Origin of the sequence: Actinomadura sp. 3N508, assembly GCF_044326375.1 — a bacterium.
In the GTDB taxonomy this organism is placed as follows: Bacteria; Actinomycetota; Actinomycetes; order Streptosporangiales; family Streptosporangiaceae; genus Spirillospora.
On record NZ_JBIRAX010000009.1, the window covers coordinates 34,716 to 49,880 of the forward strand.

At 71.2% G+C, this 15,165-nt stretch carries 18 protein-coding genes; 6 read left to right on the top strand and 12 right to left on the bottom strand.

Annotated features, from left to right (window positions below; all coding sequences use genetic code 11):
- The first annotated feature begins 4 nt into the window (after positions 1–4).
- Complete coding sequence (locus ACH34S_RS28610) at positions 5–1,000, top strand: zinc-dependent alcohol dehydrogenase family protein (protein ID WP_395955915.1); 996 nt, start codon at positions 5–7, stop codon at positions 998–1,000.
- Between the two features lie 4 nt (positions 1,001–1,004).
- Here the strand turns inward: ACH34S_RS28610 and ACH34S_RS28615 are convergent, their stop codons facing one another.
- Both ACH34S_RS28615 and ACH34S_RS28620 read right to left on the bottom strand, forming a co-directional pair.
- The gene (locus ACH34S_RS28615) at positions 1,005–1,850 is read right to left on the bottom strand and encodes a class I SAM-dependent methyltransferase (protein WP_395955916.1); all 846 of its coding nucleotides are present in this window, start codon (positions 1,848–1,850) and stop codon (positions 1,005–1,007) included.
- A 154-nt stretch (positions 1,851–2,004) separates the two neighbouring features.
- Positions 2,005–2,166, bottom strand: coding sequence for a hypothetical protein (locus ACH34S_RS28620; protein WP_165964158.1), 162 nt, complete (start codon positions 2,164–2,166; stop codon positions 2,005–2,007).
- 137 nt (positions 2,167–2,303) lie between these two features.
- On the opposite strand from ACH34S_RS28620, the gene ACH34S_RS28625 reads away from it, so the two are divergent.
- The 4 genes from ACH34S_RS28625 to ACH34S_RS28640 all read left to right on the top strand — a co-directional run bounded on the left by ACH34S_RS28625 (position 2,304) and on the right by ACH34S_RS28640 (position 6,987).
- The gene (locus ACH34S_RS28625; RefSeq protein ID WP_395955917.1) at positions 2,304–2,723 is read left to right on the top strand and encodes a hypothetical protein; all 420 of its coding nucleotides are present in this window, start codon (positions 2,304–2,306) and stop codon (positions 2,721–2,723) included.
- Positions 2,724–2,808: 85 nt separating this feature from the next.
- Positions 2,809–4,848 carry a DHA2 family efflux MFS transporter permease subunit gene (locus tag ACH34S_RS28630; RefSeq protein WP_395955918.1) on the top strand — a complete coding sequence of 680 codons (2,040 nt, stop codon included), beginning with the start codon at positions 2,809–2,811 and terminating at the stop codon, positions 4,846–4,848.
- 131 nt (positions 4,849–4,979) lie between these two features.
- Positions 4,980–6,125, top strand: a complete 1,146-nt coding sequence (locus ACH34S_RS28635; RefSeq protein WP_395955919.1) for an acetyl-CoA C-acetyltransferase — start codon at positions 4,980–4,982, stop codon at positions 6,123–6,125.
- Positions 6,126–6,210: 85 nt separating this feature from the next.
- A complete protein-coding gene (locus ACH34S_RS28640) occupies positions 6,211–6,987 on the top strand; it encodes an enoyl-CoA hydratase/isomerase family protein (RefSeq protein WP_395955920.1) in 777 nt (258 codons plus the stop codon).
- On the opposite strand, the gene ACH34S_RS28645 is transcribed toward ACH34S_RS28640, so the two are convergent.
- The 7 genes from ACH34S_RS28645 to ACH34S_RS28675 form a co-directional block, all read right to left on the bottom strand.
- Positions 6,975–7,496: a YcxB family protein gene (locus ACH34S_RS28645; protein ID WP_395955921.1), complete on the bottom strand. Its 522-nt coding sequence runs from the start codon at positions 7,494–7,496 to the stop codon at positions 6,975–6,977. The two genes, ACH34S_RS28640 and ACH34S_RS28645, sit on opposite strands and share 13 nt — an antisense overlap.
- A gap of 7 nt (positions 7,497–7,503) precedes the next feature.
- Positions 7,504–7,998, bottom strand: a complete 495-nt coding sequence (locus ACH34S_RS28650; protein ID WP_395955922.1) for a YcxB family protein — start codon at positions 7,996–7,998, stop codon at positions 7,504–7,506.
- A gap of 84 nt (positions 7,999–8,082) precedes the next feature.
- The gene (locus ACH34S_RS28655; RefSeq protein ID WP_395955923.1) at positions 8,083–9,036 is read right to left on the bottom strand and encodes a helix-turn-helix domain-containing protein; all 954 of its coding nucleotides are present in this window, start codon (positions 9,034–9,036) and stop codon (positions 8,083–8,085) included.
- 58 nt (positions 9,037–9,094) lie between these two features.
- Positions 9,095–9,835 carry an SDR family NAD(P)-dependent oxidoreductase gene (locus ACH34S_RS28660; RefSeq protein WP_395955924.1) on the bottom strand — a complete coding sequence of 247 codons (741 nt, stop codon included), beginning with the start codon at positions 9,833–9,835 and terminating at the stop codon, positions 9,095–9,097.
- Positions 9,832–10,848, bottom strand: coding sequence for a 2,3-butanediol dehydrogenase (locus ACH34S_RS28665; protein WP_395955925.1), 1,017 nt, complete (start codon positions 10,846–10,848; stop codon positions 9,832–9,834). The genes ACH34S_RS28660 and ACH34S_RS28665 overlap by 4 nt, the downstream gene beginning before the upstream one ends.
- Positions 10,845–12,101: an MFS transporter gene (locus ACH34S_RS28670; RefSeq protein ID WP_395955926.1), complete on the bottom strand. Its 1,257-nt coding sequence runs from the start codon at positions 12,099–12,101 to the stop codon at positions 10,845–10,847. The genes ACH34S_RS28665 and ACH34S_RS28670 overlap by 4 nt, the downstream gene beginning before the upstream one ends.
- 3 nt (positions 12,102–12,104) lie before the next feature.
- On the bottom strand, positions 12,105–12,638 hold the full coding sequence (locus ACH34S_RS28675) for a 2,4'-dihydroxyacetophenone dioxygenase family protein (RefSeq protein ID WP_395955927.1): 534 nt from the start codon (positions 12,636–12,638) through the stop codon (positions 12,105–12,107).
- A 198-nt stretch (positions 12,639–12,836) separates the two neighbouring features.
- Here ACH34S_RS28675 and ACH34S_RS28680 point away from each other — a divergent pair, with 198 nt between their 5' ends.
- Positions 12,837–13,394, top strand: a complete 558-nt coding sequence (locus tag ACH34S_RS28680) for a TIGR03086 family metal-binding protein (protein ID WP_395955928.1) — start codon at positions 12,837–12,839, stop codon at positions 13,392–13,394.
- On the opposite strand, the gene ACH34S_RS28685 is transcribed toward ACH34S_RS28680, so the two are convergent.
- From ACH34S_RS28685 to ACH34S_RS28695, 3 genes are all read right to left on the bottom strand, one after another.
- Positions 13,375–13,971, bottom strand: coding sequence for a GNAT family N-acetyltransferase (locus ACH34S_RS28685; protein WP_395955929.1), 597 nt, complete (start codon positions 13,969–13,971; stop codon positions 13,375–13,377). The two genes, ACH34S_RS28680 and ACH34S_RS28685, sit on opposite strands and share 20 nt — an antisense overlap.
- Positions 13,972–14,141: 170 nt before the next feature.
- The gene (locus ACH34S_RS28690; protein ID WP_395955930.1) at positions 14,142–14,639 is read right to left on the bottom strand and encodes an SRPBCC family protein; all 498 of its coding nucleotides are present in this window, start codon (positions 14,637–14,639) and stop codon (positions 14,142–14,144) included.
- A complete protein-coding gene (locus tag ACH34S_RS28695) occupies positions 14,636–15,013 on the bottom strand; it encodes an ArsR/SmtB family transcription factor (protein ID WP_395955931.1) in 378 nt (125 codons plus the stop codon). Before ACH34S_RS28695 ends, ACH34S_RS28690 begins: the two co-directional genes overlap by 4 nt.
- Positions 15,014–15,165 lie beyond the last annotated feature (152 nt).

Sequence of the window (15,165 nt, forward strand, 5' to 3'; positions counted from 1 at the left end):
ACCCGTGCGCGCCTGGGCGGTCGAGAGCCCGGCCCCGATCGCGGCGGGCCCGCTGCGGCGCGCCGACCGCGAGGTGCCGTCGCCCGGCCCCGGCGAACTGCTGGTCCGGGTCCTGGCCTGCGGCGTCTGCCGGACCGACCTGCACGTCGCCGAAGGTGACCTCCCCGTCCACCTGCCCGGCGTGACACCGGGCCACGAGATCGTCGGCGAGGTCGTCACCGCGGGCGCCGGTGCCCTGCACGAGGCCGGGGACCGCGTCGGCGTGGCCTGGCTGCGCGGGACGTGCGGCGCCTGCCGCTTCTGCCGCCGCGGCGCCGAGAACCTGTGCCCGTCGTCCGTCTACACCGGCTGGGACGCGCACGGCGGATACGCCGAATACGCCCTGGCCGTCGACGCCTACGCCTACGCGCTGCCGCCCGAACTGGACGACGTCCGCGCCGCGCCGCTGCTGTGCGCGGGCATCATCGGCTACCGGGCGCTGCGCCGTGCCTGCGTCCCGCCCGGCGGGCGGCTCGGCATCTGGGGGTTCGGCGGGTCGGCGCATCTGGCCGCGCAGATCGCCATCGCGGAGGGCGCGGACGTGCACGTCTTCACCCGCAGCCCGGCCGCGCGGGAGCTGGCCCGCGAGCTCGGCGCGTCCTGGGCGGGCGACTCGTTCGACGCCGCGCCCGTCCCGCTCGACTCGGCGATCATCTTCGCGCCCGCGGGGGAGCTGGTCCCGGCCGCGCTGGAACGCCTCGACCGCGGCGGGACGTGCGCCGTCGCGGGCATCCATCTGAGCGACGTCCCGTCCCTGGACTACCAGCGGCACCTGTTCCAGGAGCGGCAGGTCAGGTCGGTGACGGCGAACACCCGCGCGGACGGCGAGGAGTTCCTGACACTGGCCGCCCGCCTCGGCGTCGCCGTCACGACCCACGAATACGCGCTGGACGACGCCGACCGCGCCCTCGCCGACCTGGCCGCCGACCGCTTCACCGGCGCCGCCGTCCTGGTGCCTTAGCTCGCTAGGGGATCGGCTCTGCCGCGACGTGGGCCCATGACTGGGTGAACCACAGCTCGCCGCCGATGATGCGGGGTTTCGCGCCGGTCTTCGGGCCGCCGTCCACTTCGTCCACCAGGGCCGTGCGGATCCGCTCGGCGGTCGCGTCGTCGCAGCCGCCCGCGAGCCACGGCTCGACCGGGCGCTCCACGGTGAACACGTCCAGGCGGCGGATGCTCCCGCCCGCCGAAGTGATCATCTCGGTGAGCCGGGCGATGGACGGGGTGCCGGGATGGTCGGGGTCGCGGAGCCGCTCGATGCGGTCCCGGTCGGGCCCGGCGAGGTTGCCGCGGACCAGATCGGCGATGATCACCCGTCCGCCGGGCCGGCACACCCGCAGCAGCTCCCGCAGCACATGATCGGGATCGCCCAGGTTGTAGAGCGAGAATCGGGCCGTGACCAGGGAGAACGTGTTGTCCCTGTACGGCAGTGCGGTGGCGTCCGCCTTGATCGTCGGACGGTCGGGGTCGATCGTGCGGGGCCGCGGGTCCTCGCGGGTGGTGGCGGCCATGCGGGCGGCGGGCGGCGGTGTGTCGCCGTCGGTGATGCGGACCGGTCCAGTGCCGAACTCGACCGTCGCCATCCGCCGCGACGAGCCTGGCGCGGGGTCGGCGGGCGCGGGCATCGCGTCCACGGCGGTCAGGTGGCGCACCTGCGGGCCGAGCGCGGCGGGCATCGGGCCGTGGCCGCGTGCCACGTCCAGGCAGATGTCGTCCCGGTCGGGTTCGACGAACTCCAGCAGCCGTCGCAGATGCGGGGCGATCGCGCCGCCGGTCCCCTGGCTAGCGGTCGCGGGATGCGGCAGCGGCACTGGAGCACTCCCTTGTTCGGACCGGCTCATCGGACGGGGTACCGCTCCCGTCCGGCGGGACGGCGAACGGGCGTGAAGCCGGTTTCGCCAGTTATGACTCGCTGTCGGGGCGGTTGGTTCGGGACACCGCGCGACGAATTCGTTGATCGTTCACTCAAGTGCGCAGGTAATTGCCGTACATCGTCAGCACGACCAGGACGAACACGGTGAGCACCGCGACCCTGGTGGGCATGGGCAGGCGGAGCCGCACCGCGACCCAGCGCACGCAGAACGTGGCGAGGAGTGACACGACGACGAGGGCGAGGATGCCTTCCATGGTGACCTTCTGTCCGGGGGCGCCGGGGGAGCGCCCGGGGGAGTGCCGAGGGGTGCCGCCTCCTTGAGACGATAGACGTGTAAGGCGGGGGTTACCCGGGTCTCGGCAACGCGGCACGGCACAGATAGCCTCCCCTTGTGGCAGATGCGATGGAAATAGACGACCGGGGCAAAATCGAGGGCGGGGACCGGCTCGACGGAGCCATGAAGAATCTGGCGCGCGGCCGGATCGCCTTCGGCCTCGCCGCCCTGACCGCCCCGAAGCTGACCGTCCGGCTCATGCAGATGGGATCCGGCAACGACGCTGGACGCGACTACCTGGTCCGGGCGTTCGGCGCCCGCGAGGTCGCGCTCGGCGCCGGCTACCTGCTGAGCAGCGACGAGTCCGGCCGCCGCCTGTGGACGCGGCTCGGCCTCGGCATCGACGTCCTGGACACGCTGAGCGCCGCCAAGACGCGTCCCGGCCTCCCGCTGTGGGTCACCGCGGCCACCGTGGGCATCGCGGGCGGCTGCGCGGGACTCGGCGCCGCGAAGGTCGCCCGCGACCTCATGGGCTGACACCGGGCCGGCCGGCCCCGCCCGCCGGGTGATCTTCTCGGGCTCCTGGGTACGCCCATCTGCGGTCAACCGGGAGGTTTGCGGCATGACGGCAGGAGCGGAGCGCGCGGCGGACGAGCGGGTCATGCCCAAGGGCAGGGACCTCTACGTCATCCTCGGCGCGCTCATGCTGGCCATGCTGCTCGCCGCGCTGGACCAGACGATCGTGTCCACGGCGCTGCCGACGATCGTCAGCGATCTCGGCGGGCTGAACCACCTGTCGTGGGTCGTGACGGCGTACCTGCTCGCCGCGACCGCGTCGACGCCCCTGTGGGGCAAGCTCGGCGACCAGTACGGGCGCAAGCGGCTGTTCCAGACGTCCATCGTCATCTTCCTGATCGGGTCGGCGCTGTGCGGCCTCGCGCGGGACATGACGGAGCTGATCGTCTTCCGCGCGCTGCAGGGCCTCGGCGGCGGCGGGCTGATGGTGCTGGTCGTCGCGATCGTCGGGGACGTCGTGCCGCCCCGCGAACGCGGCCGCTACCAGGGCCTGTTCGGGGCGGTGTTCGGCGTCGCGAGCGTGTGCGGCCCGCTGCTCGGCGGCTGGTTCGTCGACAACCTGTCGTGGCGCTGGGTGTTCTACATCAACGTGCCGATCGGGATCGTCGCGCTGCTGGTGATCGCGGCGGTGCTGCACGCGGCCGGCGAGCGGGAGCGGCACCGCATCGACTACCTCGGCACGCTGCTGATCGTCGGCTGGGCGGTCGGGCTCGTCCTGGTGACGACGTGGGGCGGGACGACCTACGACTGGCTGTCGGCGCCGATCATCGGGCTCGCCGCCGGGTCGGTCGTGCTGATCGCGGTGTGGCTGCTGGTGGAGCGGCGCGCCGCCGAGCCGATCATGCCGCCGAAGCTGCTGGCGAACTCGGTGTTCTCGCTGGGCGCGGCGATCAGCTTCGCGGTCGGCTTCGCGATGTTCGGCGCGCTGACGTTCCTGCCGATCTTCCTTCAGGTGGTGCACGGGGTGTCGCCGACGCTGTCCGGCGTGCACCTGCTGCCGATGATGCTCGGGATGCTGGTCGCCTCGATCGGATCCGGGCAGCTGATCAGCCATACCGGCCGCTACAAGATCTTTCCGGTGGTCGGGACGCCGCTGATCGCGCTGGCCCTGTTCCTGTGCTCGCGGCTGGACGAGGACTCGTCCACGCTGACGATGAGCCTGCGGTTCGCCCTGCTCGGCTTCGGGCTCGGGCTGGTGCTGCAGGTGCTCGTCATCGCCGTCCAGAATTCGGTGTCGTACCAGGATCTCGGGGCGGCGACGTCCGGGGTGACGTTCTTCCGGCAGATCGGCGGGTCGTTCGGCGTCGCGGTGTTCGGCTCGGTGTTCAGCAACCAGCTCGCGAGCCATATCGAGGATCTGGCGCCGGTGCTGCCGCCGGGGTTCGACGCGTCGGCCGTCCAGGGGAACCCGAGTCTGCTCGACCGGTATCCGGCCGACGTGAAGGACGGCGTCCTGCACGCCTACGCGCAGTCGATCGATTCCGTGTTCTTGTGGGCCGTCCCTGTGGCGTCCGTTGCGTTCTTGCTGACGTGGTTCTTGCGCGAGGTTCCGCTGCGGGCCACTTCGCAGACACCCGACTACGGGGAAGGGTTCGGCGCCGCGCCGACCGTGCGGTCGTCCAGGCACGAGATAGAGCGCGCGCTTAGCGAACTCATGCGGAAGGACCCGAAGGCCCGCGAACTCTACGACCGGCTCGGTGCGCACTCGGGTGTCGCGCTTCCGGCGGGCAGCGTCTGGGCGCTGTGCCGGATCGCCAAGGACGGGACGGTCACCGGCGCGGACCTCGCCGAACGCGCGGGCGTCACCGTCGAGCACGGCCGCCCGTTCGTCGACCGGCTGGTGGACTCCGGTTACGTGCGCCGCGTCGACGGGACCCTCGCCATCACCGGCTCCGGGCAGGCCGCCGCCGAGCGCCTCTTCGCCGCCCGCAGCGCGGGCCTGGCCCGTCACCTGGACGGATGGTCGCCCGAAGACCACCCCGAGCTGACGGACGTGCTGCGGAAACTTACGGAGGCGTCGCTCGGCGACGAGGCGGACGGCGGGCACCTCCTGCGTCCCGACCCGAAGCCCGAAGCCAAGCCCTGACCAGGGGCCGCCGAGAGGCGAACGTAGGGTGTCGTGCCTCATATCGCTTCGGACGTCAGGCGATGTAACCTCGTAACCGACTAACCGAATCTCGCTCGGTTTCGGGACGGAACCCAGAAATTGGAGGCGCAGTGGCCGAGGCGTACATCGTCGGCGCGGTCCGTACCCCCGTCGGCACCAAGAAGGGCGGCCTGAAGGACGTCCACCCCGCCGACCTCGGGGCCCACGTGCTCAAGGAACTCGTCAACCGCACCGGCGTCGACCCGTCCGCGGTCGAAGACGTGATCATGGGCTGTGTCATGCAGGTCGGCCCGCAGTCCCTCGACATCGCCCGCACGGCGTGGCTGTCGGCAGGGCTGCCGGAGTCGGTGCCCGGCGTGACCATCGACCGGCAGTGCGGGTCGTCGCAGCAGGCGATCCACTTCGCCGCGCAGGGCGTGCTGTCCGGCACCCAGGACCTCGTCGTGGCGGCCGGTGTCGAGCAGATGGCTATCGTCCCGATGGGCTCGTCCGTCGCCATGGCCCTGGAGAAGGGCATGCCGTTCCCGTTCGGCGAGGGCTGGGTCGAGCGGTACGGCATGCAGGAGATCTCGCAGTTCCGCGGCGCCGAAATGATGGCGGAGAAGTGGGGCTACACCCGTGAGGACCTGGAGAGGTTCGCGCTGGAGAGCCACCAGCGCGCCGCCAAGGCCATCGAGGCCGGGTACTTCGACCGGGAGATCGCGCCCATCGCCGGCGTGACGAAGGACGAGGGCGCCCGCCCCGACACCACCATGGAGAAGATGGCGGGCCTGAAGGCGCTGCGCGAGGGCGGCCGGATGACCGCCGCCGTGGCCTCGCAGATCTCGGTCGGCTCGGCCGCGCTGCTGATCGCCTCCGAGGAGGCCGTCAAGCGGCACGGGCTCACCCCGCGCGCCCGCATCCACACCCTCGCGGTGTGCGGCTCCGACCCGGTCTACATGCTCACCGGCCCCATCCCCGCGACGGAGAAGGCCCTCGACCGCGCCGGGCTGAAGATCGGCGACATCGACGTCTTCGAGGTCAACGAGGCGTTCGCGCCGGTCCCGATGGCGTGGGCGCACGACACCGGCGCGTCCCTGGAGAAGACCAACCCCAACGGCGGCGCCATCGCGCTCGGCCACCCGCTCGGCGCCACCGGCGGCGTCCTGATGACCAAGCTGCTCCACGAGCTGGAGCGCACCGGCGGCCGCTACGGCCTGCAGACCATGTGCGAGGGCGGCGGCCAGGCAAACGCGACGATCATCGAGCGGCTGTAGCGGGCGCCGCGCCCGTCCCGCCGCTCGGCTTCGGTCGTGTGACGGGACGGGTTGCGGGCTCGCTGCGGCCGGGAACGGGCTGGGGATGGACGGGACGACGCTCTACTCGGTGGACGCCGGGATCGCGCGCATCACGCTGAACAGGCCCGACGCGCGCAACGCGCTCAACGACCAGATGATCGGCGAGCTGCTCGGCGCGTTCGAGCGGGCGAAGGCCGACGACGGCGTGCGGGTGATCGTGCTGACCGGGGCGGGCGACCGGGCGTTCTGCGCCGGGGCCGACCTGGGCGGGCTCGACCGCGACGGCCTGGACGCCGGCGAGATCCGCGAGAGCGCCCCGTTCCGCCTGTTCACGGCCTTCCCGAAGCTCGGCAAGCCGATCATCGCGCGGCTGGCAGGGCACGCCGTCGCAGGCGGGCTGGGCCTCGCCGCCGCCTGCGACCTGGTGATCGCGGCGGACGACGTCAAGCTCGCCACCCCCGAGGTCAACGTCGGCCTCTGGCCCATGATGATCATGGCGATCATCAACCGGAACGTCGCGCCGAAGCACGCGTTCAAGCTGTACTACACCGGCGCCCGCATCACCGCCGCCGAGGGACGCGAGATCGGCCTGGTCACCGAGGTCGTCCCGCGCGCCCACCTGGACGCCCGCGTGGACGAGCTGGCCCGCGTGATCGCGTCGAAAAGCCCGCTCGGCCTGCGCCGCGGCCGCGACGCGTTCTTCGCCATCGAGGGCCGCCCCCTGGAGGACCAGGTCGCCCACCTGCTGTCGGAACTGGTCGAGCTGGCCGCGACCGAGGACGCGAAGGAGGGAATCACGGCTTTTCTGGAGAACCGTCCCCCGAACTTTCAAGGCCGCTGACCCCGGCGCCGCCATTCGGGGATCACGGCCTGTTCGTAGGGGGCGAGGAGTCCCTCGATCTGCGCCAGCTGCTCGGCGTTGTACGCGCGCTTCAGAATGAACCCCGAGGGAAACCCGCCCACGTAGAGCACCCAGAATTCCCGGGCGTTCTCGACGTTGGAGTATGCGGACCACAACATTGTGATCGTGAACCTGTCGGTTCGGCATTCGAGCCCGTCGGCGGTCAGGCGTAGTGTCGTGGGCACGCACATGTGCGCGGTTGCGCTGCGGAGGTTCCCCCGAGCCGATGAGATCGCGGCGATCGGGACCGCGACCGCGAGCGCCAGCGTGACGACGACCGCTTCTGGCCGCTCGATGTAGAAGCAGTAGAACGCGGCGATGACCAGCGCCCCCGCCACCACGATGTAGGTGCTCAGCAACCCTTCCTTGAGGCCATAAAAGTGCGCGCGTAGAGCCTCGTCGGGTGTGGGTTCGTAACTGACCGTGATTCCACCGTCGCCGATATTCATTTCGCCCTCAGCGGGTCTTCGCTTGCTCTCGGGTGGCGAGGAATCCCTCGATCTGCGCCAGTTGGCCGGCGTCGAAGGCGCCCTTCGGGAGGAACGCCGCGGGCTGCCCGTCCACGTAGAGCATCCAGTAGTCCTTGGTGTTCACGACCTTGGAGAACATGGACCAGCGGTATTTGATGGTCGCCTGCTCGGTCCGGCTTTCGTATTCGTCGGCGGTCAGCCGCATTGTCGTGGGCACGCACATGTGCGCGAGCGCCTCGCGGAGGCGCTGCCGGACCGCCCAATCCGCAGCAATCGGGGCCGCGACCGCCGAGATCAGCAGGGCGATGCCCAGCCACGTCTTCCCGACGTAGAAGCAGAGACCCGCGCCACCGGTCAGCAACACCACGAGCGCCACGTAGGTGACCATGAGCTGTCCCCTGAGGCCACGGGCGAACACGCGTACCGCCTCGTCGGGTGTCGGTTCATAACCGACCGTGAATCCATTGTCGCCGATATCCACTTCGCCCTATCCAATTTTCTCGTCCAGCGCGGGGGGATCATCATTCAGCGCTGCACGTCGCCGCGCAAGCCCTTCGCGCGCAGGTCAGCGGGCGGCGGCGCGGGTCTCGGTCGGGGTGCGGCCGAAGCGGGCGCGGAAATGGCGGGCGAAATGGGCCTGGCTGGAAAAGCCCCAGCGGTAGGCGATGTCGGCGATGGTCGTCGCCGCGGCGCCGGGGGCGGTGAGGTCGTCGTGGGCGCGCTGGAGCCGGCGTTCGAGGATGTGCCGCGACGGCGTCGTCCCCGCCGACTCGAAGATCCGCCCCAGATGCCGCACGGACACGCCCATCACCCCGGCGACCTGCCCCGGCGTGAGGCAGGAGTCGTGCAGATGCCGCTCGATGTACTCCTCGGCGACGATGAGCTGCGTCTGGTAGGCGGCGGGCGCGGCGCGTCCGCCGGAGCGCTCGGTGGCCAGCAGCCGGATCAGGTCGAGGACGGTGCCGCGCGCGCTGTCCGGCCCCGCCGCGCCCGGGTTCTCCAGGACCGACCGCAGCGCCACGACCAGCTCGCCCTCGCGGGCCGTCCCGCGTCCGAACAGCATCGGCGCCTGGACGCCGCCCGCCATGCATTCCTCGACGAACCGGTCACGCGGGATGTCGACCAGGAACTGCCGCATGGACGACGAGAACCCGAACAGGTAGGGGCGGCGCGTGTCGTAGACGACGAGGTCCCCGGCGGTGGCGGCGAGGCAGCCGTTCTCGTGCAGGAACACCGCGTCGCCCTTGACCAGGAGCGTCGCGAACACCGAGTCCTTCGGCGTGGACCTCGCCACCTGCGGGGTGCGCTCGACGGCGTGCGCGTTGCCGCTGATGTCGGCCAGCCGGACGTCCCCGAGCCGGAAGTTCGCCTGCCGGGCGAGCAGCCCCCGCTCGGAGTAGGAGGAACAGGCCAGCCCGACCAGCGCCCTCCGGTTGTAGTCCTCCCAGAACTCGATGCGCTCGCGCGGGTCGACGTCCTCCGTGCTGGCCTGGGAGATCATCTGTGCTGGTGCCGGCATGGTGCGCTCCTCCCCGGGTCGGCGGGTCCTCCTGGTGGAGCCTATGTGGTGAATCGCATTAAACCGCCAGGTAACCCCCGTCGACCGGAAGGATCGCGCCGGTGATGTAGGACGCGGCGGGCGAGCACAGGAACGCCGCGACGGACGCGATCTCCCGCGGCCGCCCGTACCGCCCCACCGGGATCCGGGCCCGGACGGCCTCCGCCGCGGCCGGATCGTCCATCAGCCCGCGCGCCAGCGGCGTCACGACGAACCCGGGCGCGACCGCGTTCACCCGGACGCCGTCGGCCGCGTACTCGGCGGCGAGGGACCGCGTGAGCTGCGAGATCCCGCCCTTGCTGGCGCTGTAGGCGGGCCGGTCCCGGCTGCCGGAGAAGGCGAACATCGACGACACGTTGACGATCGAGCCGGCGCCGGCGGCGCGGGAAAGGCCGGGGCGGGCGGCCTGGCAGGCCACCATCGTGGCGGTCAGGTTGATCTCCAGGACGCGGCGCCAGAGATCGAGGTCGTACTCGTCACGGTCGTGGCTGACCCCGGCACAGTTCACCAATGCGTCCAGCGGCCCGGCGTCCGCGATCAGCGCGGTGAGGCCGCCGCCGTCCAGCACGTCGTGCTCCACCACGCGGACGCCGGGATGGTCCGGCAGCTCGCCCGCGTCGGACGGCCGCAGCCCGAGCGCGATCACCTCGGCGCCGAGCTCGGCGAACAGCACGGCGGTCGCGGACCCGATCCCGGACGTGCCACCCGTCACGAACGCGCGCCGCCCGTGAAACAGGTCGGGCTCGAACCCCTCGGTCATGGCCGCACCAGCACCTTGATCTCCTCCATGGTGTTCATCAGCGTCTCGAACCCGCCGCGGACGACGTCGTCCAGCGGGACGACCGAGGTGACGATGGAGGTGAAGTCCATGCCCTCCTCGGCGGCGAGCCGGATCAGCTCGGGATGGCAGTCCCGGTACCCGACCGACCCGATGATCGAGTGCTCGTTCTTGACCATGGCGAACGCGTCCACGGCGGTGATGCCGCCGAGGCCGAGCAGCACGACCCGGCCCCCGCGACGGGTCGCGTCCAGGCAGTCGTGCACCGTCCGCTCGGCGCCGACCGCCTCGAACGCCACGTCCGCGGTTCCGGGCGGCAGCTGCCCGGCGTCCACGGCCTCGGCCGCGCCGAGACGGCTCGCCAGCGCGCGGCGGGTCGGCGACGGGTCGCACGCGATCACCCGTCCCGCCCCGTACCGGACGGCGAGCTGCACCACGAGGAGCCCGATCGGCCCGAGCCCGACGACCGCGACCGTCTCCCCGTCCCGGAGCCCTGACCGGCGGATGCCGTGCAGCGCGACCGCCGCGGGCTCGAACACGGCCGCCTGCTTCAGCGAGATGCCGTCCGGCAGCCGGTGCAGCATGTAGGACGGCACGACGGCCCGTTCGGCGAGCCCGCCGTCGCCCATCAGCCCGGCGAACCCGAAATGGCGGCACAGGTTGTACTCGCCCGCCAGGCAGCGGGCGCAGTCACCGCAGCGGTAGTGCGGCTCGACCGCGACCCGGTCGCCCGGACGGAACCCCGTCACGTCCGGGCCGACCTCGGCGACCGTCCCGCTGAACTCGTGCCCGAGCGTCAGCGGCGCGGCCCGTCCCGACTCCGGATGCGGTTCCCCGACCGGGATCCCGTGCGGCCCGTCCGCGTATTCGTGCAGGTCGCTGCCGCAGATCCCGCAGTACGCGACGGTGACCGCGACCTCCCCGCGCCCCGGGGCGCCCACTGCCACGTCCTCGACGCGGACATCCCGCGCCCCGTACCAGACCGCCGCTCTCATACCTCGACCCCTCTCCGCCGCAGGACGGCGGGGGCCGTCTCACGGAGCCCGAACGATAGCGCCACGACCAGCGCGGCACCCCCGGCCGCGATGAACATCGCCGCCTGCAACCCCCAGATGTCGGACGCGCGGCCCGCGACGAGCGGCCCGAGGAACCCGCCCGCCAGCTCGCCCACGCCCATGATCACCCCGAGCGCGGTGGCGAGCGCGGCGCGCGGCACGGTCTCGGCCGGGATCGTCGCCATGAACAGCGTGAAGCAGCCGAGGCCCGTGTACGTGAGGATCATCAGGGTGCCGAGCAGCACCGGGCTGTCCACGTACACGACGGCGATCGGGCAGCACACGGCGACCGCGGTGAAGCCGATCAGCGCCTTGCGCCGCCCGATCCGGTCGGAGATCCCCGGTGTCGCGAACCCCCACAGCACCCACGCGACGCCCAGGCACGTCATGACGGCGCTCATCGTCCCCGAACCCCAGTCCTTCTCGTCCGTGAGGTACTTGGGCGTGAACGTGATCATCGTGACGAACCAGGTCAGGTAGCAGGGCGCGATCAGCATGCAGATCACGACGTTGCGCAGCCGCAGCACGTCCTTGACCGGCACCTTCGGCGCCTTCTCCGGGACCGTTTCCTCCCGCCGGGCCAGCGGTGGCCGTTCGAGGACGAACTTCGCGATCAGCCCCGCGACGATCAGCCCGGGGACGATGGTGACGAAGAACGCCGTCCGCCACCCGAAGCTGTCCGCCATCCAGACCACCACGACCGGGGCGACGATCCCGCCCAGCAGCCCCGCCGACGACCCCTGCAGCAGACCCATGTTCAGCCCGCGCCGCGACTCCCGGGACGCCTCCACCATCAGCGACTGCGACATCGGCAGCACCGCGCCCTCCGCCGTGCCCATCAGCGCGCGCGCCGCGAGCAGCCCGACGAACCCGGTCATCAGCCCGGACGCCGAGGAGAAGAGCGAGAACAGCAGCACGGCGGCGATGAGGATGGGTTTGCGCCGTCCCAGCCGGTCCGACAGGCTCCCGGCGAACATCCCCGCCAGCGCCCAGGTCAGCGCGAGGACCCCGGACAGGACGCCGAGCTGCGAGTTCGACAGCCCGAAGTCGTCGTCCATGTAGGGGGCGAGGAAGGCCAGGGCCTGCCGGTCGAAGAACACGAAGCCGAAGGCCAGGAACAGGATGACCAGCAGCCGGTTCTCGTACCGGTCGGCGGTGACGACGGGTGCGGTTCGCTTGAGCAGGGTCGTCATGGCTTAGCGGAACAGCGCGTTGACATAGTCGGCGCCCAGGCCGACCTTGTCGTAGTGCTTACGGCACATGTCGATGTAGTCGTGGACGTCGAAGAACCCAGCGGTGTCGCCGTTCTCGTCCAGCCAGATGAGCGGGCCCTTGACGATGAACAGCGTCTTCATCGGCTCCTCGTGCTCGTAGGCGACGAGCGTGTGGCCCTCGCCCGGCGCCTCGTAGACGAAGTCGCCGGCGGTGGCCGTCCAGGGACGCTCCAGGTAGCCCCACTTGCCGGAGATCGTGTAGGCGAACACCTCGTGCGGGTGGTAGTGCCGGTTGACGAGCCCGGCCTCCTTGGACCGCAGGATGTCGGACCACGTGTTGTCCTTCACGTTGATCCACAGCGGGCGGGACCCGACCGTCTCGGTGAACGGCACGTAGTACCGGTCGTCGTCGGTGGCGACCTTGGACAGGTACACCTCCGGCAGCGCGTCCGGCTTGAACGAGTTCTCGATCGGCTTGAGGTCCTTCCAGAACTCCGAACCAGGGGTATCCGGCATGTGAACGCTCCTCTCACGGGGTGTTGCCGTGAGTGAACCCCCTGCTCACCGCCCCCGTCTTTCCCGTGACGGACGCCACCCTTTGCAGATCTCAGACATCGGGCCCATGGCGGCCGCGCCCGATGACTTTCGTCCGCCGCACCGGTCGGTATGTCTGAGGCCGCACTGGCCCGGACGTCCACCCAGAGAGAGGGTTCGATGATCGACCTGAAGCCCGCCTGCCACCGCATGATCGAGATCCTGGCGGGCGTCGACGACACGCGGCTGCCCGACGCCACGCCCTGCGCCGACTACAGCGTCGGCGACCTGATAGATCACGTCGACGTCGTCGCGGACGGGTTCACCGCGCTGGCGCTGAAGAAGACCAGCGAGTCCGCCGACCGCGAGCCGAGCGCGGCGAACCTGGGGACCGGCTGGCGGGATGTCGTCGCCGGGCGTCTGCGGGCACTCGGCGCGGCCTGGGACGACCCGGCCGCGTGGGAGGGCGGCACCGACGTCGGCGGGGGAGTGGAGCTGGCGAACGACGTGTGGGGCAAGGTCGCGCTGACCGAGATCGTGGTGCACGGCTGGGACCTCGCCAAGGCCACCGGCCAGCCCGCCGCCATGCCCGAGGAGGCGGTACGGCACTGCCTCGATCACGTGGCGACGTTCGTCCCGAACGCCCCCGTCCCGGCCCTGTGGGGCCCGGCCGTCGAGGTCCCCGCCGGCGCCCCGCTGATCGACCGCGTGGTCGCCATCACCGGCCGGACGCCGTAGCGGTCCGGTAGTGGTAGGGGCTGATCTCGCTGAATCCCGAGCGCTCGTAAAGGCGTAGAGCCGGACCATTGCCGTGCTCCACCTGGAGGTACATGCGGTCGGCTTTCTGTCGTTCAGCCCACCCTGCCAACGCGGCGAGGACGGCCCGTCCGGCGCCCTTTCCGCGCGCTTCGGGAATGGTGGCCATGTTGAACACGCCGGTCCATCCGGTGTCGGCGACCGCGCGTCCGACGGCGGCGACATCGTCGCCGACCATCGCGCAGACATAGGCGGACGTTCCTTTCACCCGAGCGAGCATTTTCCGCTCGGAGTCGAGGTCGCCGCCGTGCACGGCGCGCCAGGCGTCCAACCACGCGCGGGTCGGACGATCGTCCAGCCGGACCCGTAACGAGCCGGGCGTCCGCTCCAGGACGCGCCTGGCAGGTGCCACCTGCAACGAAACAGTGCTCTCCCGCCGGTACCCGCGCCCCTCCAGGACGGCGTCGAGCCCGTCCGGGCACGCACCGGGCGTGATCTGGAACCGCGCGTCCGCTCCGTGCCCGGCGTAGAAAGCCTCGGCCTGGACGACCCTGCGCACCAATTCACCCGGCGCGGCTGCACCGTGTGGAAGCACGGTCCCAACCCACCAGGAACAGCCGGGAGCATGGCGCAGCCACCATCCGTCGACGTCGCGGACCAGCTCCGCCGGAAGGGCCCGGGCCGCCCTTTCCTGGAGGCCCCGAACCATTTCTCGCCCACTCACGGAAATCAGCCGGTCGTAAGGTTCCGGTAGTACTCCACTTGGGCCGGATAGTAGTCGTCGAAGTCCGGCGGGGGCGTTCCCTCCCTGGACGTGGAAAGGCGGTCGAGGTAGTACTCCCAGCCCGGCCCGGTCGTGGTCACGTCGGTGTCGGGGTCCAGGTGATGCAGGAAGGTCAGCGTCGTCACGCCGCCGGCCTCGTCGAGGCGCGCCTCCAGATGCCAGCGCCCGTACTCGTCGACGGTCTCGACCTCCAGCCGCCGGGGCGGCTCGCAGGCGATGATCGTCATGTCGCTCTCGGGCTGCCCGTCCTCGTGCACCAGCGTGAGCCGGACGGTGGCGCCCGGCCTGCCCTCGCCGCTCCAGTGCGCGAACCACCGGGCCGTCCGCTCCGGCTCGGTGATGCTCGCCCAGACGTCCTCGATCGTGGCCTTGTACAGGCGGGTCAGTTGCAGGTCGGTGCCGGTCGCCGTGGCGAGCAGCCTGCCGGTGGGTGTCGGTTTCATCCCGCGCTCCTCCTCGAATCGGTGGGTCGTTCCTCGCCGGTCGTCCGCGGTTCCGCCGGACGTTCCCGGCGCGTGCGGTGGACCTCCGTGCCGAGGGCGTCCAGGCGCTGGTCCCAGGCCTGCCTGCGGACCGTGGCCAGCCACCGGTCGATCTCCCGCAGCGCGCCGTGGTCGGCCCGGTAGTACCGCTCGCGTCCCACGGTCTCGGCCGCGACCAGCCCCGCCTCGCGCAGCACCCGCAGGTGGCGGCTCACCGCCGGGCGGCTGATCTCCGGGAACGCGGCGGCCAGCGCACCGGCCGTCAGCGGCCCGTCGCCGAGCAGTACCACGATGCGGCGGCGCACCGGATCGGCCACGGCGGCGAAGACGTCCATGGGGACATGTAACCCACGTGTTACGCGTTTGTCCAGTCGGGAGGTCCCTGGCAGTCCCTGCTGCCGGCCAAGTTTGATCTCGAAATCTGTGGCCGGACCCGGACAAGATGATCGTGAAGATGGGGCGTTTGCGAGCAGGTCATGATCTCCAT